Origin of the sequence: Variovorax sp. VaC1, assembly GCF_043658315.1 — a bacterium.
Taxonomy (GTDB): Bacteria; Pseudomonadota; Gammaproteobacteria; order Burkholderiales; family Burkholderiaceae_C; genus Variovorax.
This window is the reverse complement of sequence record NZ_JBIGLT010000001.1, coordinates 1,387,898-1,412,078: the sequence shown is the minus strand read 5'-3', so window position 1 is coordinate 1,412,078 and position 24,181 is coordinate 1,387,898. Positions and strand designations below refer to the sequence as shown.

The 24,181-nt window shown below is 68.5% G+C and carries 10 protein-coding genes; all 10 read right to left on the bottom strand.

Annotated elements, in window-relative coordinates; translation table 11 throughout:
* Positions 1-88 precede the first annotated feature (88 nt).
* The 10 genes from ACGLHS_RS06600 to gspD all read right to left on the bottom strand — a co-directional run bounded on the left by ACGLHS_RS06600 (position 89) and on the right by gspD (position 24,176).
* A complete protein-coding gene (locus ACGLHS_RS06600) occupies positions 89-12,925 on the bottom strand; it encodes a filamentous haemagglutinin family protein (protein WP_394477964.1) in 12,837 nt (4,278 codons plus the stop codon).
* Positions 12,926-13,002: 77 nt separating this feature from the next.
* The gene (locus tag ACGLHS_RS06595) at positions 13,003-13,353 is read right to left on the bottom strand and encodes a FecR/PupR family sigma factor regulator (protein WP_394477962.1); all 351 of its coding nucleotides are present in this window, start codon (positions 13,351-13,353) and stop codon (positions 13,003-13,005) included.
* Positions 13,354-13,425: 72 nt separating this feature from the next.
* Positions 13,426-14,409 (bottom strand): FecR family protein, encoded by a 984-nt coding sequence (locus tag ACGLHS_RS06590; RefSeq protein WP_394477960.1) that lies wholly within the window; start codon positions 14,407-14,409, stop codon positions 13,426-13,428.
* Between the two features lie 8 nt (positions 14,410-14,417).
* A complete protein-coding gene (locus tag ACGLHS_RS06585) occupies positions 14,418-14,966 on the bottom strand; it encodes an RNA polymerase sigma factor (protein WP_394477958.1) in 549 nt (182 codons plus the stop codon).
* Entirely contained in the window at positions 14,963-15,616 is a 654-nt protein-coding gene (locus ACGLHS_RS06580; protein ID WP_394477956.1) for an STN domain-containing protein, read from the bottom strand. Before ACGLHS_RS06580 ends, ACGLHS_RS06585 begins: the two co-directional genes overlap by 4 nt.
* Positions 15,617-15,965: 349 nt before the next feature.
* Positions 15,966-17,213, bottom strand: a complete 1,248-nt coding sequence (locus ACGLHS_RS06575) for a substrate-binding domain-containing protein (protein ID WP_394477953.1) — start codon at positions 17,211-17,213, stop codon at positions 15,966-15,968.
* A 231-nt stretch (positions 17,214-17,444) separates the two neighbouring features.
* Positions 17,445-18,692, bottom strand: a complete 1,248-nt coding sequence (locus ACGLHS_RS06570; protein WP_394477951.1) for a substrate-binding domain-containing protein — start codon at positions 18,690-18,692, stop codon at positions 17,445-17,447.
* 212 nt (positions 18,693-18,904) lie between these two features.
* On the bottom strand, positions 18,905-20,110 hold the full coding sequence (gene gspF / locus ACGLHS_RS06565; RefSeq protein ID WP_394477948.1) for a type II secretion system inner membrane protein GspF: 1,206 nt from the start codon (positions 20,108-20,110) through the stop codon (positions 18,905-18,907).
* Positions 20,111-20,124: 14 nt separating this feature from the next.
* Positions 20,125-21,570: a type II secretion system ATPase GspE gene (gene gspE, locus ACGLHS_RS06560; protein ID WP_394477946.1), complete on the bottom strand. Its 1,446-nt coding sequence runs from the start codon at positions 21,568-21,570 to the stop codon at positions 20,125-20,127.
* Positions 21,567-24,176 (bottom strand): type II secretion system secretin GspD, encoded by a 2,610-nt coding sequence (gspD, locus tag ACGLHS_RS06555; RefSeq protein ID WP_394477943.1) that lies wholly within the window; start codon positions 24,174-24,176, stop codon positions 21,567-21,569. The genes gspE and gspD overlap by 4 nt, the downstream gene beginning before the upstream one ends.
* Positions 24,177-24,181 lie beyond the last annotated feature (5 nt).

Sequence of the window (24,181 nt, the reverse complement as noted above, 5' to 3'; positions counted from 1 at the left end):
GCGTCCGGGATCGCCGGTTGCGGGAAAGGCCAGGCCTTGAGACAAGAAAGGAACGGGTGCGCCCGTCGACAGGGGCGCCGGGCACGTGTCAGCGTTGCAGGTTGGCGCGCTCCTCGTCCGTCAGTTGCCGGCTTGCCGACGGCGGCAGGCTGCCGCCGCCCCCGAGCACGCGGATCACGCTGCGCGGGTTGTAGGCGACCGGCGTGCCGGCCTTGCCGGCAGGTGCCTCGCTGCTGCTGTTGTTGTCGGGTGCGGGTTCGTTGCCGAAGCCGAGCACCCGCACCGTGAAGACCGACGGCAGTGCCTGCCGCGCGGCGGCGCGCTCGCGCTGCATCGCGTCCTGTGCCGCCATGCTGGCCTGCGACGCGGCCGCGCTGGCGTTGGTCAGCGCGCCGATGTTCACCGACGCGATCACCGGCAGGCCCGACGACTCGCCCTTCACCTGGATGTTGGCCGCGTTGACCACCTGCAGTGCCGCCACGTTGACGTTGCCCGATACGCGAATGCCGGCCTCGCCCGCATCGATGGTGCCCAGCGGCGCGATCAGGTCGACGTCGCCCGGCGGCACCTCGGCGATGGGCGCCAGCGTCGCGATGCCCGCGCCCGAGCTCGGCACTTGCGGCGAGATCCCGACGTTGCCCACGTTGTCGTAGACCACCTTCGGCGGCGTGAACAGCACCGTCGTCTTGGAGCCGCGGCCGGCGTTGATGTCGCCCTTCTCGGACCACGCCAGGATGCTGCCGCCGAAGGTCGTCATGATGCGCGACAGGCCCAGCAGCAGGCTGCCTTCGCTGAACAGGCGGATGTCGCCCTGCCCTTGCGTCATCACGCCCGACGTGGCCGGCGGCACCGCGCCCTGCACGCCGAGGATGATCTTGCCGCCCGGCGCCAGCATCTCGATGTCGCCACCGAAATTGGTACGCACGCCCGAGCCGCCGAACATCGTGATGTCGCCGCTGCGCGCAACCGGGTTGCCGGCTGCATCGTTGTCGGGGAACAGCGCGGCGATCATCTCGCGGCCGCGCAGGTACGAGCCCGTGCGGCTGCCGGTCTTGCCGTTGTATTCGCGGCCGCCTTCGCGCAGCTCGGCGTAGTACACCTGCCGCAGGAAGATGCGTTGCTGCTCCGGCGCCAGGCTGTCGAAATACGACAGGGCCTGCGCAGTGCTGCCGCTGAAGCCGTAGCGCGCCTTCAGCCATGCGGCGAGTTCGACCTCGTAGGTCTTTGCCGCCTTGCCCGGTTGCTGGGCCAGCGGCGTGCCGGCCGCCGCGAGCTTCGACGGATCGAGGTAGCGCGCACGGATCGCCGACATGTCGAGGCCCGATGCGCCCACGCCTGCCATCAGCGCGATCGACGCGCCCGGCCGCGTGTCGCCCGCCACAACCGGCCCGATGGACGTGATGCCGCCCCGGTCTTCCTGCAGCAGGTTGCGGCCCGCCGAGACTTCGAGCGTGCCGGGGCCCGCGACGTCGAAGTTGGCGTAGAGGATGTCGCGGCCGGCGGAGACGATGGAGACGTCGGTGGGGTTGTTGTGGACGATGAGGTTGCCGTGCAACTTGGCGCCGTCGATCTCTGCCGGAGCCGTGGTCGAGGTGCCCGGTGCGTTGCCTGTATTGACGATGTCCCGGCCCGCCTTGATCCAGGTCGGGCCGGCGGCGTTGTACCAGGCATCCTTGCCGGGTCCCCTGTCCACCGTCTCGCCGGTCTTCAGGCCGACGATGTCGCCGCCCGCGGCGTAGAAGCGGATAGGCAGTGCATCGGCCGGGCGATCCAGGCGCACCGCCGCCGTGTTCGGGCCGAACGCGAAAAGCGTGGGGCCGTTGAACGCCGTCGTGATGCCGTTGTTCGACAACGCCGTTCCGTCTCCGGAGACGTTGCCTACAAGGATATCGCCAGCACCATAGGCCCGGCCGACGAACGCCGGATTGAACGGCGTCGGCACCTGTATGCCCGCGCCGGACATGCCGACCAAATACTGGCCCGCGTAGATCGATCCGCCTGCAAGCATTTCCAGTTCGCCCGATGTCGATGGTGCAAGGGTCAGTCCATAAGTGATCGTCTCGGGGATGCCCACGGTCTGCGGCAATGCCGCGTAGCCGTAGTAGAGGCTTCCCGTCAGGGCCGCGGCGCGGAAGATCGAGGGATAGACGATCCATGCGTCCTTCGACGCGATGCCGATCTGTTTACGATCGCCCGTCGTCGTGACAGGCGTCAACTGCCCACCCGCGGAAACCAGATTGATCGCGCTGCGACCGGTCCAGAGACTGAACCACCCCTGGCCACCACCGCCCAGGCTGCGCCCACCGGTCGAGAAGGCGGAACTGTTCGGCGTGTCGCTGCGGCCCGGGTCCGCTGCACCGCCCAGCACCAGGTCGCCGCGCGTCTGCAGGTAGATCGCCGTGTCGCCCGGTACGAGGTTGATGCCGGCCCTGGCACTGGCATAGGCGGCCGTAAAGGGATCGATGCCGCGTGCATCGACCGGGTCGGTGAACGCGGCATTGCTCGACAGATATTGCAGGCCCACGCTGCCGATCGAAGCAGCGTTGATCTGCGTGACGCCGCGCAAATTGGCGACAGCACCGGCAAGCGCATTTTTTTCCGCCACCGTGCCGAGTTCACGATGCGGGTTGAGGGCACCGGCAACGCGCATGTCGATGTCGCCGCCGCCCGTCAAGGTCAGGCTGCCGTCGGCACCGACCCGGCCCGTGCCACCCACCGCGACCATCAGGCCGTCGCTGCGATCGACGCCGCCGGACACCGCAAGGCTGCCGCGCGTTCCCATCGTTCCGGCATCGCCACCCACACGGATGCGCACGTCGCCACCGCCGAGCGTGCCGATTCCCGTGAAGCCGGTCAGGTCCGGCGCCTTGCGGTCGCTCACCGTACTGGTCGTGCGGGTGTAGGCCCCGAAATTGATCCACCACGCGGTCGGAATCGCGGCATCGATCGCTGCCGTGCCTGAGCCCTGCCGCCACAGCCAGTTGCCCGGTACCACGCTCGTCGTCGCCGCCCCGGTAAGGTCGCCCACCAGATTGCCGCCGGCGGCGATCAGCACATTGCCGCCCTGGTCCGGATACCAGGCGTGATAGGTGCCAAGGCCGCCCTTGTAGTCGAGCAGCGATGGCTGCACGCCGATCAGCGTCCCGTCGGCGGCCGTGCCGCGCGGGCGGTCGTATGCCGCGCCGACAGCTGTCGACGTCCCGGCGGTGTAGACACCGTAGAGCGAATCCATGCGGACGTCGCCGGCAGCAAGGACTTCCAGGTCGCCAATGCCAGTGCGCACCACGCTGAAGGCGGGAGCGGCAGGCGTCTTGCCCTTGATCGTGGGTGGACCACCGGGCGTTACGGTTGCGACGCACCAGCTTGGAATGCTCTTGCAGTAGATCTGCTGGCTGGCCGCGACAGGTGAACCCGGGACCTTTCCAAAACCATTGGTCTTGGACCAGGTGTAGGTGACGATGTCCGCGCTCACGACGGTGAAATCCATCACGCTGTGCGTATCACCCATCCTGACGGCCGCGCTCGAGGCCGGATTGAGTGCGCGCCGGTCGGCCGAGCCGAGGTCAGAGCCCGCCACCATCTGCATCCCCCATGAGGTGGCGCCCTCGCCAAGCATCGGCGCGACCGCCCAATTGCGCCCTTGCGCGCCGCCCACCACCGGCCGCAGGTTGACCGGCAGATTGCCCGGCAACTCAATCCCCGTGTTGGACGGAATCAGCGACCCTCGTGCGAGTTGCGTCAGGCCGGTGGTGGTCATGTTCACGGGCAGCATCACGCCCTTGGGCCAGGTCAGCGCGGCCACGGCCGCCGCCGCGCGCAGCGCCGTGCCGGCGCCCAGCCGCATGCCGGCGGCGAGCGTGACTCCCCCCGGCAACACGGCGCCGGCCGCATAGGCAACAGACCCGTCGGGGTTGTAGATGTTGGCCCCCACGACCGTTCCCGCCGGCAGGCCCAGCGTACCGGTGAGCACCGCGTCCACCGGCAGGACGACACCGGCCGGCAGCGTCATCGCGGCCACGGCCACGCTGTAGTTGAGGGTCGATCCGGCAGGAAAACGCGTACCGGTGTCGAGCGTCACGCCGTCGATCGGCACCACGACGTCGCCGCCGAATGTGGAAGAACTGTCGTTGCCCGTGTAGCGCGCCTCCGCCAGCACCCAGCCCGTGTCGTCGGGCGTGCCCGGGGGCGGCGCGAAGCCGTCGCTGATGCTGCCGTGGATGTTGAGTTGGCCGCCCGCGCGGATCGACAACCGGCCCGGCTCGCCAAAACCTCGCCGCGCCGGATCGCCGCGGTTGGCATCGGGGCCGTAGCGATAGCCCGAGAAGTCCAGGTCGCCCAACACCGTCAGATCGCCGTGCGGGTTGAGCACGCTGTCGCTGACGATCTCCACGCCGGGGCGCAGGTGGTAGCTGCCCAAGCCCGAGAGGCGGCTGCCCAGCGCCACATTGCCGATGGCGGCATTGATGAAGGACTGGCTGTCCCCGTCGATACGGTCCAGGTAGTCCTGCGTGATGAGCTGCGGCCGGTAGCCCGACACGTCGGGCAGGCTGGCCAGCGGCGCGTCGTCGTAGCGCCGGAAGGCGTTGACGGCGACGGTCTTCGCTCCCTGGATGACCGGCGTGCCATTGACCGCGATCGCCACGTCGTTGGCGCCGACGCGCGGCGCATTGAGGTCGAGCGTGCCGCGCGCGCGGCCGTCGTTCTGGCCGGCGCCCGTGCCCGCGGGTACTTCGGTGCCGGCGCGCAGGTCGATGCGCGCACCGCTGCCCAGCGTCAATGTGCCCGCGCTGCTGGTGAGGTCGACGATGGCCCGGTTCGGGCTGTCGATGATCTTGCCGTAGCTGTCCACGCGCAGACCGGTGCCGTGCGCATCCAGCGTGCCGTTGACGCGCAGGTCGCCCTTGGCCGCCAGCCGGATCGTGCCCACCTGGTAGCCGCTCGCATCGATGCGGCCGTCCACGCTGAGGCTGCCACCGTCCAGCGTAATCGCCACCTCGCGGGCCTTGACGCCATCGCCCACGGCCAGGTCGCCCTGCTTGATCTGGAAGCGGCGGGCGCCGAACACGCCGCCTTCGTTGAGCCGGCTGTTCAGGCCCGCGAAATCGCCGAGGATCTGCGCTCGCACGGTCAGCTCGGCCGCGTCATAGGGCACGACCGTGCCGCCTGCGTCGTAGGTGCCGCTGCTGCCGCCGCGGATCGCTCCGGCCAGATCGACGCGCCCGGCGCTCGTGCCCAGCGCGGTGGCCTCGACCGTGCCGCCACGGTTGAAACGAGCCGACACATCGATGACCGAGCCCGCAGCCTGCGTGATGTTGCCGGCGGCGCTGGACAGCACGAAGTCGCCGCCCCAGCTGTACTTGTCGACATCGAACAGCGACACCTTGCGCCCCGACAGGTCCACGCGCGAGGCAGCGCCCAACACGATGTCGTCGGTCGCCGACAGCACCAGCCTGCCGGAGGGCAGCACGACGCTGCCCTCCAGGCCGATGCTCTTCCCCCTCAGTTCCAGTGTTCCGCCCAGCGCATCGTTCGAAGCGCCCGCGCTGGCGCCTTCGGGCGCGGAGACGACGATGGCCCCGCCCGCGGTGATTCGCGTCTTCGAGCCTGCCTGCCCCGTCAGCAGCGGCGACACGATGGCGAGGTTGCCACCTTCGTAGGCATAGCCCGTGCCCGGCGTGTACGCACCCTGCCGGCGATACACCGACAGCGTGCTGTTGCCGTCGGAGGTCACGCGCTCTGTGGCCGCCAGCTTCACGTCGGCAAAGCCCAGCGCCATGCGCGCGTCCGTGGTGGTGCCGCTGACTTGCGCGTAAGGGCCGTGGCCCAGCACGATCGAACGGGCCGAGATGTCGAGCCTGCCGGCGCCCAGGAGCCCGGGGATGGCCGCGCCCGGCTGGCTGTCGGTGCCGGTCCAGACGAATTCGCCGGCACGGATCGCGGCCACGTCGCCCGCCGCGCCATAGCCGTAGATGGCCGGCGTGCCGAGCACCAGCCGGCGCAGGCTCGATGCGTCGAGCTTCACCGAGCCGTACATGTTGACGGCATCGCGCGCATTGAGCGTCAGCGTCTCCAGCGCAGGCGCACCCGTGGCCGTGTTACCGGCCAGCAACTGGTCGAGCTTCGCCTGGTTCAGCACGAGGCCGCGCGGCAGCTGTCCGTTGGCGCTGGCGGCGGCGATGCTCGCGTCTTCGCCCAGGTTCACCGCGGCGAGTGCCAGCAGAAGATTGCGCGTGCCGTACGAGACGTTCCGGGACAGGGTCAGCGAACCGTCGGTGGCCACGGCCAGCGTGCCCTCCGACACCAGCCGGGTCGTGCCGTTGCAGACCGTGCTCACGCAACTGCCGATGTCGATGGCCACCGTTGTCCCAGGTGTCTGCCCCGGTGAGGGTTGCGCCAGAAGAAGGTTGAACCAGCCGTTGGACAGGGCCAGCACGCCATTGCCGGTGAACACGTAGCCGTCGCTCGAGCCGTAGCTCGGCGCGCCCTTGCCGATCGTGCTGAGCGAGGCACCTTCCTCGATGGTGATGCGGCCATCGCTGGTCGAAGGCGCGGCGGCTAGGATGATTTCGGCGGCGGACAGGCTCGCGCCGCTGCGGACGACCAGGCTGCCCGCGCCTGCGATCTGGACCAGCCCGCCACGCTGCCCGTAGGTGCTGCCCATGGTGCCGTTGAGCAGCAGCCGGGGTGCGTTGAGCTTGTTCAGCGCGCCGTCGTAGACCGATGCGCCTGCCAGGGTTTCGTCCGCTGCCTGCCCTGTCGCCAGGACCTCGCCGACATTGCGCACGCTCACCGTCCCGCCGAAGCCCTTGCTGCCGGCCTGCGCACCCAGGCGCAGATCGCCGTCGAACTTCAGCCCGGTCCGGTCGCCATCCTCTTTGGCGGGCCTGGACAGGAAGATGTCCAGCGTGCGGGCATCCGAGGTTTGCATCGCGCGCAGAAAGCCGCGCCGTGCCGCGTCGGCCAGCACGAAGGCGTTGTAGTCGGTCTCGGTGTAGGCCGAGTAGCTGCGCACCTTGTCGGCCGGGGTGATGACGACCTGGTTGGGCAATGCATCGCGGATCGGGGTATCGGCCACGCCCAGGTAGCCGCCGGCGACGTAGGAGCCATTGCCGGTGCTGGTGACGCCCGACAGGCCGACGCGGTCGGCGGCGCCGATTTCGACCCGGAAGGCACCCGGCAGGAGCGCGTAGCTGGAAGGCATCAGCGTATAGGTGCCGGCGGGCAGGCCCGGCACGCCCGCGGGCACGGTGATCTGCTGCCCGATGGCCGGCGTACCGAAGCCCGCTTCAGGGGCCACCGGCGCATAGCGCGCTGCGCTGCCGGGCACGATGGCATAGACGGCGTTTCCGGCACGGCTGTAGGTGTTGACGGGGTTGGCATTGGCCAGGGCCGTGGTGAGCACGTTGACCGAACCGCCGCGTCCGCTAACGAAGCCGGCGCCGGTCAGCGTGCCGCCGCCCGACAGGTCGAGCACGGCGCCGGCCTGCGCGTCCAGATGCCGGGTCTTCACCTGGATGCCCTGCGACAGATCGCCGACACCGCTCAGCACCACCGGCTGGCCGTTGTACAGGTAGCTCAGGCCGTCGACCGTGCCCCCGTAGGGCATGAGCAAGCCCGCCCCACTCACCGAGGTGATGCTGCCGGGCAGCAGGGTCACGCGCTGCGTCGCCGCCGTCACGGTGTCGGCTTGCGAACCCAGGACCAGTTGCCCCAGCGGCGCCCGCACGATGCCACCCTGCTCGATGGTTTCGGCCACGAGAACAAGGCTGCCGAAGGCCGAATAGGGCATGGCGACTTCGCCATCTCCATAGCGACGAATGGAGAGGAGCTTGCCGGCTGCGTAGTTCGTGTAGAGGGCCCCGGAGAGTGCGTCATAGGTGACCCCGGCTCCGACCACATTGCGCGTTCCGGTTGCCGGATAGATTTGTGCGGCGGTCAGGCTCAGGTTGCCAAGCGTTCCGAGCTTCGCGCCCAGCAGGCGGATGTCGCCCCGGCTCATCAGTTCGACGGCGTCGAATCCGCGCCGGTCCACGGTATAGACCGAGGGACGCAGGTTGACATCTGCGTGGGTACCGAATCCGACATCGTCGCGAATGTCGACCAGATCGGCCGCGACAGAGAACGTGCCACCGGGCGGCTGGAGGGATGACCCGTTGGCCCAGTGAGCCCTGGGCATGATCGTGCCTTCCTTCGTGGCGATGCGCGTCGTACCGGCCATGCGCACATAGGGCGCGGACAGCGACACCTTCGAGCCGGCCGCCGCGTTCTCGCCATGGGCATAGGTGCCCGCATACAGGCGCAGGCTCTGGTTCATGGCAAGCGCCACATCGCCATCGAAGCTGAGAGGCCCGTCGACAAGCATCGAAAGATTGCCGAAGCCACCGGCCCCGATGCGGTCCACGCCGATGCGCGCCGTGCCCGTGACCAGTTGGTTCTTCGCGTCCGACAGGCCTCCCGCGCTGGCCAAGGCGCTGTCGCCTTGCGTTTGCGCCACGACCAGTTCGCGGTGCCGCAGAATGTCGCCACTGGTGGTCGCAACGTCGTAGATCGGCGAGGCCAGCGCCAGCGCCAGCGTTCCGCCCGCGGCACCAGTACCGCCGGCCGCCGCGCGCAGCGTTCCGTCCAGATACAGGCCGTGGTTGGACTTGAGCACGATGGTGCCGCCGTTGCTGGCAACCGTCACGGGCGCCGGGGCACGGCCCGGCGCGTTGCCCACCGGGTCGAGCACGGCGCTGGTTCCCGAGGCATCGAGCAGCGCGCCGGGCCGGATCACGGTGAACACGTCGGCTGCATCGGCCTCGCCTGTCTTCTCCCAATCCAGCGTGCCACCGATGCTGATGGTGCCGCCGTCGGCGACCTGGCCGTACACACGGCCGAAGTTGTCCCGCGCGGTGGCTGCGCGCGCCGCGACGTCGAGCACCGCACGCTCGCCAATCCAGACCAGGCCGGGCATTCCGGGCACCGCGCCGCGGGGCCGGTCGATCGTGATCGCGCCGCCCGGGGCACTGAGCGTGCCGTTGACCGTGACATCGCGGCCCAGCAGCGAGATCGACTGGCCGGGATCGACGATGATCGCCGTGCCCGGCCGGAGGTCGATCGGACCACCGGCCGTGGTCGCGATGCCTGTGCCGATCGTCGACTGCAGCACCACGCTGGCACCACCGCGCTGGGTGAGCACGCCGCGCACCGGGTCTTCGCTCCACACAGGCGGCGTCCAGCGCGCGAGCGCGGCGGCCGGTTCGCTGTTGGTGGCGACCGTGTTCGCGGTATCGGCAAATCGGTAGACCGGCATCGCAACATCGAGCCGGGTGTTGTCGGCAATCACGGTGCCCAGATGACCGTTGAGGTCGTAGCGGGCAAAGCCCGACTGGAAGACGGCCGCATCGATGGCTGTGTTGGCCAGGGTGGCCACGTTCTGCTTGAAGACCGAACCCGCGGCGACCGTCGTGCCGCCCTTGAGCGTGAAGTCGACCGGCGCCGCCTTGCCGGCGGCCACCGTCACGGTTTGCGGCCGGACGGCGAGTCCATCCGGAAAGACATTTGCCGGGACGACATAGCCAGTCGGGAACACGCCGTTGTCGGAGATGCCGACGAGCACCGAGCCTGCCGGCAAGGTCACCTTGGCCGTGCCATCGCCGTCCCTGCCACCGCTGAAGGTCTTCGACACGCCATTGACGATGGCCTCCACAGCATAGAAGTCGGCTTTGCCCGGAGATGCGCTGGGCAACGTCCAGTCGGCCGCCAGGGTGACCGTAGCGCCCGGGCCGTTGGCAAAGACCGGCACCGTCCCCACGGCCTCGCCTGGCCGGGCGCGCGTGCGCTCGTAGCGGTAGTCCACCGGCAGCAGGTCGCCGGCACGGACCTGGTAGTCCTGCAGCAGCACCATGTCCAGCGGTGCGGCATCGCCCGCACTCAGAAGCCCGCCGGTGCCGCGCACCTTGCCACCAACCACGATGCCCGTGCCCGAGGCCATGCGCAGCGTGCCGCCGCCGTTGACACCATACCCGCGGATGTCGCCATCGACGGTCAGCAGGCCATAGGCCGGCGCACCCGCGGACTGCACATCGGCCCACAGCGTCACGTCGCCTCCGCGCCCTCCTCGTGTCTTGCCGTTCGCCAGCACGGCACCGCCCGAGGACACGTCGACCGTCGCGCCGGCCACGAGCGTCACCGCGCCCGAGCTGCGGATATTCACGCTGCCGCCGTCCAGGTACGGCATGCCGCGCCCGTTGGCCGGATCGAGCTGCAGGTTGCTCCACAGGCCGCGCGCATCCAGCGTCACGCCCTTGGCCACGGTCACCTCGACCGGTGTCTTGTCGGCGGCGGGCATGGGTCCGTCCACGATGCCAGTGCCTGTCATGCTGCTGAGCACGTTGCCCAGCACGATCGATCCGCTGCGCGCCTTCAGGTCGGCGTTGACCGCGACCTGCGTCGCATGAAGCTCAATGTTGCCGCCGGGCTCGACCGAGAGCGCGCTCTCCACCGTCACGCTCTTGTTGGCCACCGCGACGATCGCGCCCAGGCCGAAGCCGTTCAGGCGTTCGCTATCGATATACAGCGCGTCCTTGCGCTCCTGCGGCAGCGCGCTGCCTTGTGCCAGGCCGTTGCCGAGGTCTGGTTGCGCATGGTCGAACACGATGCGGTCGAGCGTGGGCAGCAGCGTGCTGTACTTGCCGACCGGACCCAGCTTCGCATCGGCGTTGTAGCCGGTCGTGTAGCTGCCCAGGATCAGTTGCGCCGCGTGCGCCGCCGCGTTGTGCGATTGGGCGTAGCCGTCGAGCGCCGCGTCGGCCTTCTCGGTCTGGCGCGGCCCCTGGTAGGCCTTGGCGGTGATGTCGCCTTCGAGCACGGCCGCGCCCGTGGCCACCACCAGTCGGCCTGCGTCGCGGCCCACCGTGTAGCCGTTCTCCATGCGCTGCTGCGGCCCGATCAGCGGGTTGTAGAAATAGTCGGTGGTCTTGTCGCCCCAGCGCTTGTGTTCGTCCTCGAAGCCCTTGTAGAGGCCCGTGTACGAGATGTTGGCCGGCGCGTTCGACACCTCGTAGAGCCGCCCGTCGGAGCCCTTGAGCCAGCTCTGGCGGATCGCGCCGGTCTGCACGTCGAGCGTGCCGCCCGAGAGGTTGATGTTCGAGCCCGCCTGCGTGACCAGCTCGCCGCCCGAGAAGGTCACGGTGCCACCCTGCGCGGCCCACTCGCCGATGCCGTGGCCCTGCAGGCCCAGGTAGCCGCCGACCTCGAGCAGGCCGCCCGGGGTGTACCAGCGCTCCTTGTCGTAGCCGCCCGTGCCTGCGGCCACCCGCACCAGCTTGCGCCGGTCGATCCATACGTTGGCGTTGTTCAGCATCGAGGTGTCGCGGTTCAGCGGTGCGTCGCGCTGCTCGTTGCCCTGGATGTTGACCTTCACGTTGTTGGAGGACATGGCCACCTGCACACCCACCGCGCCCGAGACATCGAGCCGCGCGCCGTCGGCCACGGTGCTGCGCCCGGTGGCCTTGCCGCCCGCGCTGACCGCGATCTGGCCGCCGGTGGCCAGCGTGGTGGAGCCGCCTTCGAACAGCACGTTGCCGCCCGAGACGATCTCGATGCGCGACTGGTCGCGGCGGTCATCGAGCATCGAAAGGTTGTCGAAGGCGCCCTTTGCATCGGCGCGCGTGGTCGCCGTCAATGCGTCGCGCTGACTGTCCAGCGCCGTGCGCCCGCCCCGGTCGTCGATCAGCACCGCATTCAACGCCCTCGGCGTGACGGTGACGGTGCCCAGCTTGTCGCTGGCCGAATTCAGCAGGTGGATCGTGCCGCGCGTGTCCACGGTGGTGGTGGCGAGCGCCACGCCATCCTGCACCACCCTGCGGCCAGCCAGCGTGATGTCGCCTTCGGGTGCCTGCAACAACCCGGTGTTGGCCACGCGGCCCGCCGTGCTGTCGGCGTTGAACTGCGGCGCCACCTCGTTGCCGCGCGTGGTGGAGCCTTGATTGGTCGCCGTGCTTTGGCCGGGGCGCACGATGAAGAAATCGCCCGCCGCCAGTTGCACCTGCCCGCGCGGCGTCGTGATCGTGCCCGCGTTGCTCACCTCCTGCCCCATCAGCAGCACGTAGCCGCCGCCCTGCTTCACCGAGCCCGGCGTGGCGGTCGTGATCCGCGCGCCCGCCTCGACCGTTACCGCGCCGCCCGCATCGGTGAAGCTCGGCGCGTAGCTGTCCTTCGTCTGCGCGCTGTGGATGCCGCGCGACTTGAACTGGTCGTCGCTGATCTTCGCGGCGGCCGCCACGAGGTTGCGCGTGTCGACCTGGCTGCTGCCGCTGAACACCACGCCGTTGCGGTTGGCGATGAGCACCGTGCCGTCGGCCTTGATCTGGCCCTGGATCTGCGAGGGCCGCGCCTGCGGGTCGTTGACGCGGTTGAGCAGCGCCCAGTCAGCCTGCTGCTTGAAATCAACCGTGGTGTTGCGCCCGACGTTGAAGGTCTCCCAGTTCAGGATGGCCCTGTCGCCGGTCTGCTGGATCGCCACGTTCGTGCGGCCATCGGCCTGCTGCGTCTGCACGGGCGCGTTGGCGTTCTGCCAGCCGGCCGTGAGGCTGTTGGTGTCGACCTTCAGGCCGCCATCGGCCAAGCCGTTGGGCACCGACGACGGATCCTTCAGCGCCGCATCGCGCGCAGCGGCCTGCGCCGCCTGCTGCGCGGCAATGGCCTGCGCGGCAAGGTTCAGGTTGCTGATCGAACGCTGCAGTTGCGCATTGGCCTGCTGTTGCTGTTGTGTCGGCCCCGCGAGGCTCGCTGCCGGCATGCCGTTGGGCAGTCGGCCGGTCTGCACCGCACCTGCCTGCGCCGCGCCCTTGTCCGCGAACCACGCGGGGCTGAAGGCCTGGCCCGCATGCGCCGCACCCAGTGCACCGATGGCCGCAAGCGCCACGGCCATCGAGCGCGCCATCGGTGTCAGGCGGAGATCACCGGCAACGATTTCGCTGGAGCCTGCGGCGGACCGGCGCGAACGGGAGGTGTGCGGATTCAAGACCATGATTGCCTGGGACGAAGGTTCGGAGACAGGTTGTCGGACGCAGCGAAGGAATCCGCGCTGCGACTGGAGATGCGGATGTCGCACGCGCCAGCCGGAATTCGGGGGCGGCGGGCATGCCTTGGCTGTTCGCAGGCGACGGGCAGCAGCAGCCACAGCGCCATCGCTTCGCGCCAGGCCTGGGCATGCGCCGTGCTGCGCGCGCACCAGGCTTCGAGCGCCACGAACTCCGCCTCGCCGGCGCGAAAGCGGTTCAGCCGCACGAGCCAGTCCAGCGCTTCGCTCAGGCAGCTGTCGTCGCTGCGCGCGTTGCGTGGCCGGTCGTCATGAGGCTTTGCTTCCATACCTGCATGACGAGCCTGCGCGGGGCAACCCGTAAATTAATTTCGGGAAATCCGCGGCACCGCACGCGCGCGTCAGCTCAGCACGACGATGCCGCCCGGCAGGCTGCGCATGCGTGCGCCATACAGCTCGCGAATCATCAAAGGCGCGTTGTCGATGCTGCGCAGCGACACCTGCATCCGCACCAGCGTGCGGCCCAGTTCGTCGTTGCGCAGGAAGACCTTGCCGGGGCGATAGCGGTTGATTTCAGCGACCACCTCCGACAGCGGCATGCGGTCGAAGGACAAGGTCCCGGTGCGCCAGGTGCTCACGCTGACCACGTCCGCGCGCACCACTTCGCGCAGGCCTGTCGCGTCGTATGTCACCTGCCGCCCCGCCTCCAGCGAGCGCTGCTCGCCGCCCACCGAGACCAGCACGCGGCCATCGAGGCAGGTCACGCAGACCTGCGGGCCGGTATGGCGGATGTTGAAACGCGCCCCGCGTGCCTGCAGGCGCCCGCCACCCGTTTCGACGAAGAACTCGGCGGCGCCCGTGGTCACGACCTCGGCTTCGCCGCTCACCAGCTCGATGCCGTGTGCATTCGCGCCGCCGATGCGGTTGACCAGCGTCTGGGTGTTCATGCGCACGCTGGCGCGCTCGCCCAAGGCGACCTCGCGTTGCTCGCCGGTGGCGGTGCGGTAGTCGGCCGCCATGTCGGTGACCGAGGGCCACAACCCCAGCGGCGGCTCGACCGCCAGCACGCCCGCCGCCACCGAGGCCGCAACCGCGCCACCGAGGAATGCGCGGCGCCCCGGGGAATGCAGGGCCCGCGAAACACCGGCCCACGAGAAGGCGCGTGTTCGCGAAGCCTGGCGCGCGGCCTCTTCGGCCAGCAGCGGATCGAGTGCCGACCAGATGCGCATCACCTCGCGCCATGCCTGCGCATGCGCGGTGCTGTGCGTGGCCCATTGCCGGAATGCGTCGGCATCGGCGCGCGTGGCCTGGCCCGAATGCAGGCGCACCCACCAGGCTTCGGCCTGGCGACGCAGCGCTCCGGGTTCAGGTTCGTAGGAGGACATGGCGATCATCAGTATTTTCTCGGCCCGGCAAAGTGCCCGCGCTGGGCGGCCTCCACATCCGGCAAATGCTTCTTGCAATACTCCAGTGCCGCGCGAAGCTCCTTCTCGACCGTGCTCACCGATACGTCGAGCCGCTGCGCGATCTCGTCGTTGAGCTGGCCCTCGACGCGCGCCGCCACCAGGATGGCACGGCGCCGCGCGGGCATACGGCTCAACACGAGGCTCAGTGCTTGCACATCGCTGCGCGCGCTCGCGATGCGCTCGGGGTCGCCGGCCTCGTCCACCACATGCACCAGTTCGGCGATCTCGCCACGCACCAGCAGCACGTTGTCATGACGGTAGTGATCGGTGGCGATGTTCGCGGCCATGCGCAGCAGGTAGGCGTCGGCGTTGTTCACCGAGCCCGTGTCGCCCATGGCGGCGAGCCGAAGCCACGTCTCTTGCATGGCATCGGCCGCATCGTCGCGCGAACCCACGATGCGCTCGAGCTTGCCGCGCAGCTCGACATAGCGCGCGACCATGCGCGCGCGCAGCGAGGACGAAGTGCTTTCGCTCATGGCGCGCGCCCATCCGCGCCGGACACGGACGCTTCGCAGTCGGACTGCGCGCCCGGCCCCTCCGGCAGCAGCAGGACGACCAGCGGCTGCGGCAGCGAAGGCGGCGGCGGGCTGCCGACGGACATGCCGCGCACTTTCAGCTGCACGGCCGCATCGCGATCGGACACGCCGGTCGTGCTCAGCAGGCGAAAGCGGTCCACCGTGCCGCGCGCATCCAGATGCAGCTGCAGCGCCAGGCGGTAACTGCCCGGACGCGTCTGCGTCGAGGCACACAAGGTGCTGCGCAAGGCCTGCTGGACCTGGGCGGCATAAGACTGATGCAAGACTTCCCCCTCGTTGAATCCCGATGCCTCCATGCCCGCGGGCTCGGGCAGCAGCGGCAAGGCCTTCATGCCCGGAAACCGGGACGCCCGGATCACCACCGACGTCGCGCTCGCGCGGCGCGCCTCCAATCCCGTTCCTGCCAGCATTGCCTCGAGTCCTTCCGGCGCGGTCATCGTTCCGCGCACCGTGCTCGAAAGCCGCTGTGCATGCTCCCCGTCGATCAATACGTCCAGCCCCGTGACCATGCTGTAGACCGCGATGGCATCGCCCAGACGCTGCGCCGCGATGTCGAATTCGATGCGCGCAGCAGGTGCCGTCGAAGCCATCGGTACTGGTTGCTGCGCGTGCGCGTTGCTCGCGGCAGCCCCTAGCGCGGTACCGACCAGACACCAGGCCAGTGCCAGAACACCGACCGGTGCCGAATTCGCTGTCATACCGGATGGGTGCACATGCTCCTGAACTGCCGAGGCCGCCGCCCGACGCACAGGCCACGTCGGCGAACCCGGACAACCTTAGTCCTCGGTAGTGACGTTCACATGACATTGCTAAAACGTATGCAGTCGTTGTCATAGGCCGCGGTGGTCGAAGGCGCGCACGGAACAAAGCCCCGGGCCCGGGCCACGCTTTCGCGCGCCTGCTCCCTCGGGGGCGGAACTGCGACCGATGGATCAACGATCAGGGACGGCCGATGCCATTGCAGACATTGGTGTTGCCGATACCCAGCGAATTGGCCGAGTCCATGAAGGTTGAAACAATAGCCCCTCTCCAGTCGTTGGTGCCATTGGTGCCGTCAGGCAGGTCGACGAAACCATGGGTACCGACCAGGCTGCTGCTGTACAGGTCGCCCAGGAAGACCATGACGTTGCTCTGCACCGTTGCATTCGCATAGCACTGGTTGATCAGCAAGTTGGTCGTGCCGAAGATCGGATAGCTCGCGCCAGAGCCACTGACTGGCGGCTTGATGTAGGCCGGAACCCAGGCCAGCGGGTCGTTCGCAGCATTATTCAAGGGCAGCGACTGTGCGCCCAGTGCATTCTTGATCGAAGCGGCAACAGGCAAGAATCCGTTGACTTTGGCAATACGCGTGTTGTTGCTCGGGTTGTATGCCGGGTCAGGGCTCATGTACCCGATCCGGCCAGCTCCTCCAAACGAGCTCGACATTTCACCGTCGCCTTTGACACTGAGCCAACCCGTGGAGGCTAGCGTGGTACCGCTCGGCAGCGCGCCAGCTACGACGGCGGCAAAGCTGTTGGACACGAAAAAGCCCGAGCCCGGGCAGGCTGCGACGAGGTAGCGGCTCAGCAGTTCGGTGGTGCCGCTGCCATCGGCTTGGTAGACGACCTGCACCGGCGTGTTGTCGTTCGTGCCGAGCACTTCACCCCAAGTGCGGCCACCGGTCTTCTGCGAGAAGACGGCGCACATCTTCCCGTCGGACAGGTTCAGGTCGGTGCCCGCGCTGATGGTGGAGCTCTTGTATGGAATCAACACCGCAGTGGCGACAGCCGGGATCTGGATCAAAGGCCCCCAAGCTTGCTGACGCGTCTTCGGAGCCGACGACGTTCCAAGGAAGTTGTCGTTGTTGTAGCCGTTCTTCTCGGCCGAGGTCAGGACCGAATCGCTTCCAACGAAGTGCACCGATTGCGTGGTCGGCCAGATCGGACGGGCTGCCAGGCTTTCGTTACGGAACTCACGATCGGTGGTTGCCCGCGGGTTGTTGTTCAGGAACGCCTTCTTGCCAGCGCCACTGCCCGTACCGGTGTAGGTGAATTCGAAATTACCAACACCGCTCGGCAGGAGCGCGTCATACAGCGGCTCGGGCAGCGTCGCGCCACCACCGACGGTCTGGGCGGAGATCGCGCCTGCAGCAATCAAACCCGCCATCATCATGGCCGACAGGGTGACCGTCTTGAACTTTCCGTTCATGAAATTCCTTTGATGGACCTGAAGAAATGAGCTGCCAAGAACAGGCGTCGTATGTGATTCGCCTGCCCTTTCGCTTCTTGTGCCGCCCCTTTGACGATGTCGTTGGTTTTTTCGCACAGAACAAGACCCCGGGGCCCGGGCCACGCTTTCGCGCAGCCCGTTGCCTCGGGGCAGAACCGCAGCCGGCAGCCACCGCATCGCGGCGGCTGCACGGGCGCGATCAATCAACGATCAGGGACGGCCGATGCCGTTGCAGACGTTGGTGTTGCCGATGCCCAGCGAGCTGCTCGGGTCCAGGAAGGTCGTGATGATGGCCGTCTTCCAGTCGTTGGTGCCGTTGGTGCCGTCAGGCAGATCGACGAAACCGTGGGTACCGACCAGGCTGCTGCTGTACAGGTTGCCCAGGAAGGCGACGACGTTGTTCTGCGCCGTTGCGTTCGCGTAGCACTGGTTGATCAGCAGGTTGGTGGTGCCGAAGATCGGATAGCTCGCGCCAGAGCCGCTGACCGGCGGCTTGATGTAGGCCGGGACCCAGGCCAGGGGGTCGTTCGAAGCACCGCCCAGGGGCAGCGACTGGGAACCGAGCGCGGTCTTGATCGAAGCGGCAACGGGCAGGAAGCCATTGACCTTGGCGACGACCGTGTTGTTGCTCGGGTTGTAGGCCGGGTCCGGGCTCAGGTAGCCGATGCGGCCAGCGGTGCCGAACGAGCTCGACATGCCGCCGTTGCCGTTGACACCGAACCAGCCCGTGGAGGCCAGCGTGGTGCCGCTCGGCAGCGCGCCGGCCACGACAGCGGCGAAGCTGTTGGACACGACGAAGCCTGAGCCCGGGCAGGCTGCGACGAGGTAGCGGCTCAGCAGTTCGGTGGTGCCGCTGCCGTCGGTGCGGTAGACCACTTGCACCGGCGTGTTGTCGTTGGAGCCAAGGACTTCACCCCAGGTGCGGCCACCGGTCTTCTGCGAGAAGACGGCGCACATCTTCGCGTCGGACAGGTCCAGATTGGTCACGCCACTGGTGGTGGAGCTCTTGTAGGGAACCAGCACGGCGGCGCCAACCGAAGGCACCTGGATCAGGGGACCCCAGCCTTGCAGGCGGGTCTTGGGTGCGGAGGTCGTGCCCAGGAAGTTGTCGTTGTTGTAGCTGTTCTTTTCAGCCGAGGTCAGGGCCGAATCGCTGCCGGCGAAGTGCACCGATTGCGTGGTCGGCCAGATCGGACGGGCTGCCAGGCTTTCGTTGCGGAACTCGCTGCCGGCGGTGGCTTGCGGGTTGTTGGCCAGGAACGCCTTCTTGCCGGCGCCGCTGCCCGTGCCGGTGTAGGTGTAGTCGGTATTGCCAACGCCGCTCGGCAGGAGCGCGTCATACAGCGGCTCGGGCAGCGTCGCGCCACCACCGACGGTCTGGGCGGAAACCGCACCCGCAGCCATCAGACCCGCCATCATCACGGCCGACAGGGCGACCGTCTTGAACTTTGCATTCATGGAAACTCCTTTGAATGGACCAAAAGAAATGAGCTGCCAAGGACAGGCGTTGTTTGTGTGTTTCGCCTGCCCTTTCGCTTCCTGTGTCGCCCCTCTGGCGACGCCTTTGATCTTGCTTTTGGGAGGTGACAGCAGCCCGAAAAAAGCTCGGGAACACCGCGTTGAAAGTTCCCGAATTCATCGCTCTTTTTTCGCGCGATGCTCCCGAGAATTCAATGCACCATCTGGTTGATTTCCATGATCGGCATGAGCACGGCGAGCACGATCAACATGACCACACCGCCCATCGCAAGGATCATCACAGGCTCCAGCAAAGTGGTCAGGCGCATCGCGCGGCGCTCCAGGTCACGGGAGAGGTTCAGCGCGGCACGCTCGAACATGGCCGCGAGCGCACCCGTCTTCTCGCCGCTGGCCACCAGATGCACGAGGTTCGACGGAAAAATCTTTTGCGCTTTCAGCGCCGCCGCGAGCGGCGTGCCCTCTTTCACGCGGCCAGTGGCTTCGAGCACGCAGCGCTTGATCCATTCGTTCACCAGTGTCTGCCGCGCGGCTTCGAGTGCACGCAGCAGCGGCACGCCGGCATCCATGAGGATCGACAGCGTGGACGCGAAGCGCGCGGTGTCCACGCCCAGCGCATAGCGCCCGACCACCGGCATGCGCAAGATCAAGCCGTGCCAACGCAATCGCCGCCCCGCATCGCGCAGCGACGCGCGCGCCAGCGCCCACGCACCCACGATCAACCCCGCCGTGAGCCAGCCCCATTCGCGCACGAAGGCGCTTGCAGCCAGCATGACGCGGGTGATGGTCGGCAGCTCCTGCCGCGCCTGCGCAAAGGCGCCGATGACCTGCGGCACTACGTACCCGAGCAGGAACACGACGATGCACAGCGACACGAAGCCGACGATGGCCGGATAGATGAAGGCCGTGAGCACCTTGCCGCGCAGGTTGTCGCGGTTTTCCAGGTAGTCGGCCAGCCGCTCCATCACGCGCGCGAGATCGCCGGAGTCTTCGCCGGCACTCACCAGCGCGCGATAGATCTGCGGAAAATCGCGCGGCCGCTCACCGAGCGCATCGGCAAGGCGCATGCCAGCGCGCACGCCGTCGCACACCGCGCTCAACGACTCGGCGACGTGCTTGCGCTCGGCCTGTTCGATGGTCGCGACCAATGCTGCTTCGAGCGGCAGGCGCGCGCCCAGCAGGCTTGCCAGTTCGCGCGTGGCCCAGCACAGGTCGGCCGCGCCGAGCTTGGGGCTGAGCCACGCGAGCGCCCCGCCGCTTGCGGCCTTCTCTCGAATGTCGAGCGGCGTGAGACCGCGCTCGCGCAACTGGGCGCGCACCGAGCGCGCGGACTCGCCTTCGGTGGTGCCGCGCTGGATCTCGCCGCCGGCGGTGGCGGCCTCGAACTCGAAACGTGCCATGTCGTGCAGCCTCCTCAGGCGTCGCGCGTCACGCGCAGGATCTCCTCGGCGGTGGTGATGCCCTCGCGCACCCAGCGTTGCCCGTCTTCGCGCATGGAGCGCATGCCATGCCGCACCGCCGCGGCACGCATGGCCTGTTCGTCGCCGCCCTCGTGGATCAGGCGCCGGATGTCTTCATGCACCACGAACAGTTCGTGGATGCCGGTGCGCCCCTTGAAGCCCGAATGGCCACAGGCCGGGCAGCCCACCGGCACGTACGCGACGCTGCCATCGGGCTTCGTCTGCTGCACCTTGCACGCGGAGCACAGGCAACGCACCAGCCGCTGTGCGAGCACGCCGAGCAGCGAGGACGACAGCAGGAAGGGCTCGATGCCCATGTCGGTCATGCGGGTGACGGCGGAGACGGCGTCGTTGGTGTGCAGCGAGGCCAGCACGCCGTGGCCGGTGAGCGACGACTGCACCGCGATCTGCGCGGTCTCCAGGTCGCGGATCTCGCCGATCATGATGTTGTCGGGGTCCTGCCGCAGCGCGGCGCGCAGGGCCGCGCCGAAGGTCATGCCGATCTTGCTGTGCACCGGGATCTGGCCGATGCCGGGCAGGTCGTATTCGACCGGGTCTTCGACGGTGAGGATGTTGCTGGTGCTCAGGTCGAGCTGACCCAGCGCCGCGTACAGCGTGGTGGTCTTGCCGCTGCCGGTGGGGCCGGTCACGAGCACGATGCCGTGCGGCTGGCGCACCAGCCGCGTGAGCTCGGCCAGCGTGTCGGGCGCCATGCCCAGGCGTTCGAGCCGCAGGCGGCCGGCATCTTTTTCGAGCAAGCGCAGCACGGCGCGCTCGCCGTGCGCAGTGGGCACGGTCGACACGCGCACGTCGATCGGCCGACCGCCTACGCGCAACGCGATGCGCCCGTCTTGCGGCAAGCGCTTTTCGGCGATGTCGAGCTGCGACATGATCTTGATGCGCGAGATCAGCGCCGCATGCAACGCCTTGCGCGGCGCCACCACGTCGCGCAGCGTGCCGTCGACGCGGTAGCGCACCACCGAGTGCGTCTCGAACGATTCGAGGTGCACGTCGCTCGCACCGTCGCGCGCGGCCTGGGCCAGCAGCGCGTTGATCATGCGGATGACGGGCGCATCGTCCTGCGCGTCGAGCAGGTCTGTGACGGCGGGAATGTCCTGCATCAGGCGGTCGAGATCGACCTGCTGCTCGACCGCGCCGACCACCGATGCGGCGTCGTCGGCATCGGCATAGCTGTTGCCGAGCAGCGCGTCCATCTCCTGCGGGCTGACCTGTTGCAGCGGCAGTTCGCCCAGCATCAGGCGGGCCTCGACGATGGCCCAGCCCGGCGTGCGCTCGCACACCACGAGCGACGGCGCGGCGCCTTCGTCGTGCCGAACGATGAGGCGCTGGCTGCGCGCCCATGCATGCGGTAGCACGGCGGCTTGCAGCACGGCGCTCATGGCGTCACCACCATCTCTGGCCGGTAGCCGAGCTCGCGCAGCACGGCGATGGCGTTGTCCACCGACTGTGGATCGCGTGGAACGTCTGCGCGCACCATGTTGCCCTCGCCGCCCGGCCCGCTCACGATGTAGGCGCCAATGCCGCTGATGCGCACCCGCTTGACGACAAGCACCGCATCCGTTTCGGTCTTCACGTCGGCGATCTGCACCACGGCGAGCTTGTCGTTGGCGCTTCCGTAGAGCGCGGCGGGGTCCGAGTCCACCGTCACGCCCCTGGGTAACTGCGAGCGCGTGACCGGTAGCGGGGCCTGCACCTCGGGCGACCGGCGCAGCTCGGTGGCCGACGCGGTGGGCGGCGGTGTCTGCTCGCGCGTGCGCTCCCAGTTCTGCGGACGCAGGTCGACCTCGGGCGCGCGGCCCACGGTGGGCACGTCCGAAGGGGGCAATGCAGGCCCGCCGAGATTGGGCAGCACCCCATGAGGCATCGGCCGCGAGCGCCCCTGCCGCGCGCGCATGAAGTTGTAGCGATCGAGCGTGAGGCTGCGGCTCGCGTCGGCATCGCGAATCACGTAGGGCCGCAGAAAGACCATCAGGTTGGTCTTGACGCGCTGGCGCTTGTCGTAGCGGAACAGGTTGCCCACCACCGGCAGCGAGCCCAGGCCCGGCACGGCGTCGGTGCCGTTGGTGACGTTGTCTTCCATCAGCCCGCCGAGCACCATGATCTGGCCGTCGTCGACCAGGATGCTGGTGTCGAGCGCCCGCTTGTTGGTGACGATGCCGCTGGCCGCGCTCGATGCCTGGTCGTCGATGCTCGACACCTCCTGGTAGATGTCGAGCTTGACCGTGCCGCCCTCGGAAATCTGCGGGCGGATGTTCAGCTTCAGGCCGATGTCCTCGCGCTGGATGGTCTGGAAGGGGTTGGTGCTGCTGTTGCCGTTGGTGATGTACTGCCCGCTTACGAAGGGCACGGTCTTGCCGACCATGATCGAGGCGGCCTCGTTGTCCAGCGTGAGGATGTTGGGCGTCGACAGGATGTTGGCACCGCCCTTGGTCTGCAGCGCACGCGCCAGCAGCTTGAGGTTGAGGATCTCGCCCACGCCCGGCAGCTTGACGGTGCCGTCGACCACGCCGATGTTCAGGCCGCGCGGCATGGCCTCGATGGTGTTGCGCGCATTCGGGTTGAGCGTGGCGCCGCCGAAATTCGCACCGCCGATCACGCGGCCGTTGCCCCCGCCGGCCATCCACTGGATGCCCAGCTCGGAGACGTCGGTCTCGGTCACCTCGACGATCAGGCTTTCGACCAGCACCTGCGCGCGCCGCTGGTCGAGCGTATCGATCACGCGGCGCAGGCTGCGGTACATCGGCTCGGGCGCCGCGATGATGAGCGTGTTGGTGGTGGCATCGGCCTGCACCGTCACGCCACCGGCCGAGAAGGCGGTGGAGCCGCTGCCGCCGCTCGCAGTGCCGGACTGGCCGCCTGTGCCACCCGCGCCCCCGATGCCGCGCAGGCCACCGCTCGTCGAGCTGCTGCTGCCGCCGCTGCCGGTCGTGCTGCCCGTGCCACTCGTGCTCCGGTTCGAAGCGCTGCTGCCCGCCGCGCCATTGCCTGCGCCGTTCGCGCCCCCTGCTCCGCTGAGCATGCCGCCCGCGCCCAGCGCCGCGCGCACCGAGCCGCCGCCGGTGGTGGCCGGGTCTGCCGGCGACTCGCCCGTGAGCAGCCCGCGCAGCACGCCCGACAGGTTCACCGCCTGCGCGTTGCGGAGGTAAACCACGTGCAGGTTGCCCGGGTCGCTCTGCGCGTTCTCGAGCTTGGCGACGAGCTCGCGGGCGAGCGAGGTCCGCCCCGGGCTGCTGGAGCGAATCACGATGCTGTTGGAGCGCGGGTCGGCCAGCACCACGATGTCGCGCTTGCCCTTGTCGCCGCTGCCTTCCAGCAGTTCGGTGGCGAGCCCGGCGATGTCCACCGCCACGCCGTTCTTCAGCTTGATGACTTCCGAGTCCAGCGAGGTCGGCGTGTCGATGCTCTCGATGATGCGGGCCAGCCGTTCGAGGTTGTCGATGTAGTCGGTCACCACCAGCGTGTTGTTGGCCTGGTAAGCGGTGATGGTGTTCTCGGCCGCGATCAGCGGCTTGAGCACCGGCACCATGGCCTCGGCGTTCTCGTAGTTCAGCCGGAAGGTGCGCGTGGCCAGCCCGCCGCCGGGGTTGCGCGTGTTGACCGAGCCGCCCTGCATCTTGGCGTCGGCCACGGGCACGACGCGGCTGACCTCGCCCACGTCGACGATCGCAAAGCCGCGCATGCGCAATGCCGACGCCAGCATGCCGTAGGCCGTGGCCGCAGGCACCTCGCCTTCGGAGACGAGGGTGATCTGCCCCTTCACGCGCGGGTCGAACAGGAAGTTGCGGCCCAGGAATTTGGCCAGCGCCGAGACCACGGAGGTGATGTCCGCATCGACGAAGTTCAGCACCACCTTGTCGTCCCTGCCGCTGCGGGCGGGCTGCGGCGCAGGCGCGCGTTCCGCGGCCGCGGGTGCGCCGGTTGCACCAGTGGCACACGGCGGCAAGGAGGCCAGCCCGATGCAACAGGCCACGGTCCATCGGCGCATCGTTG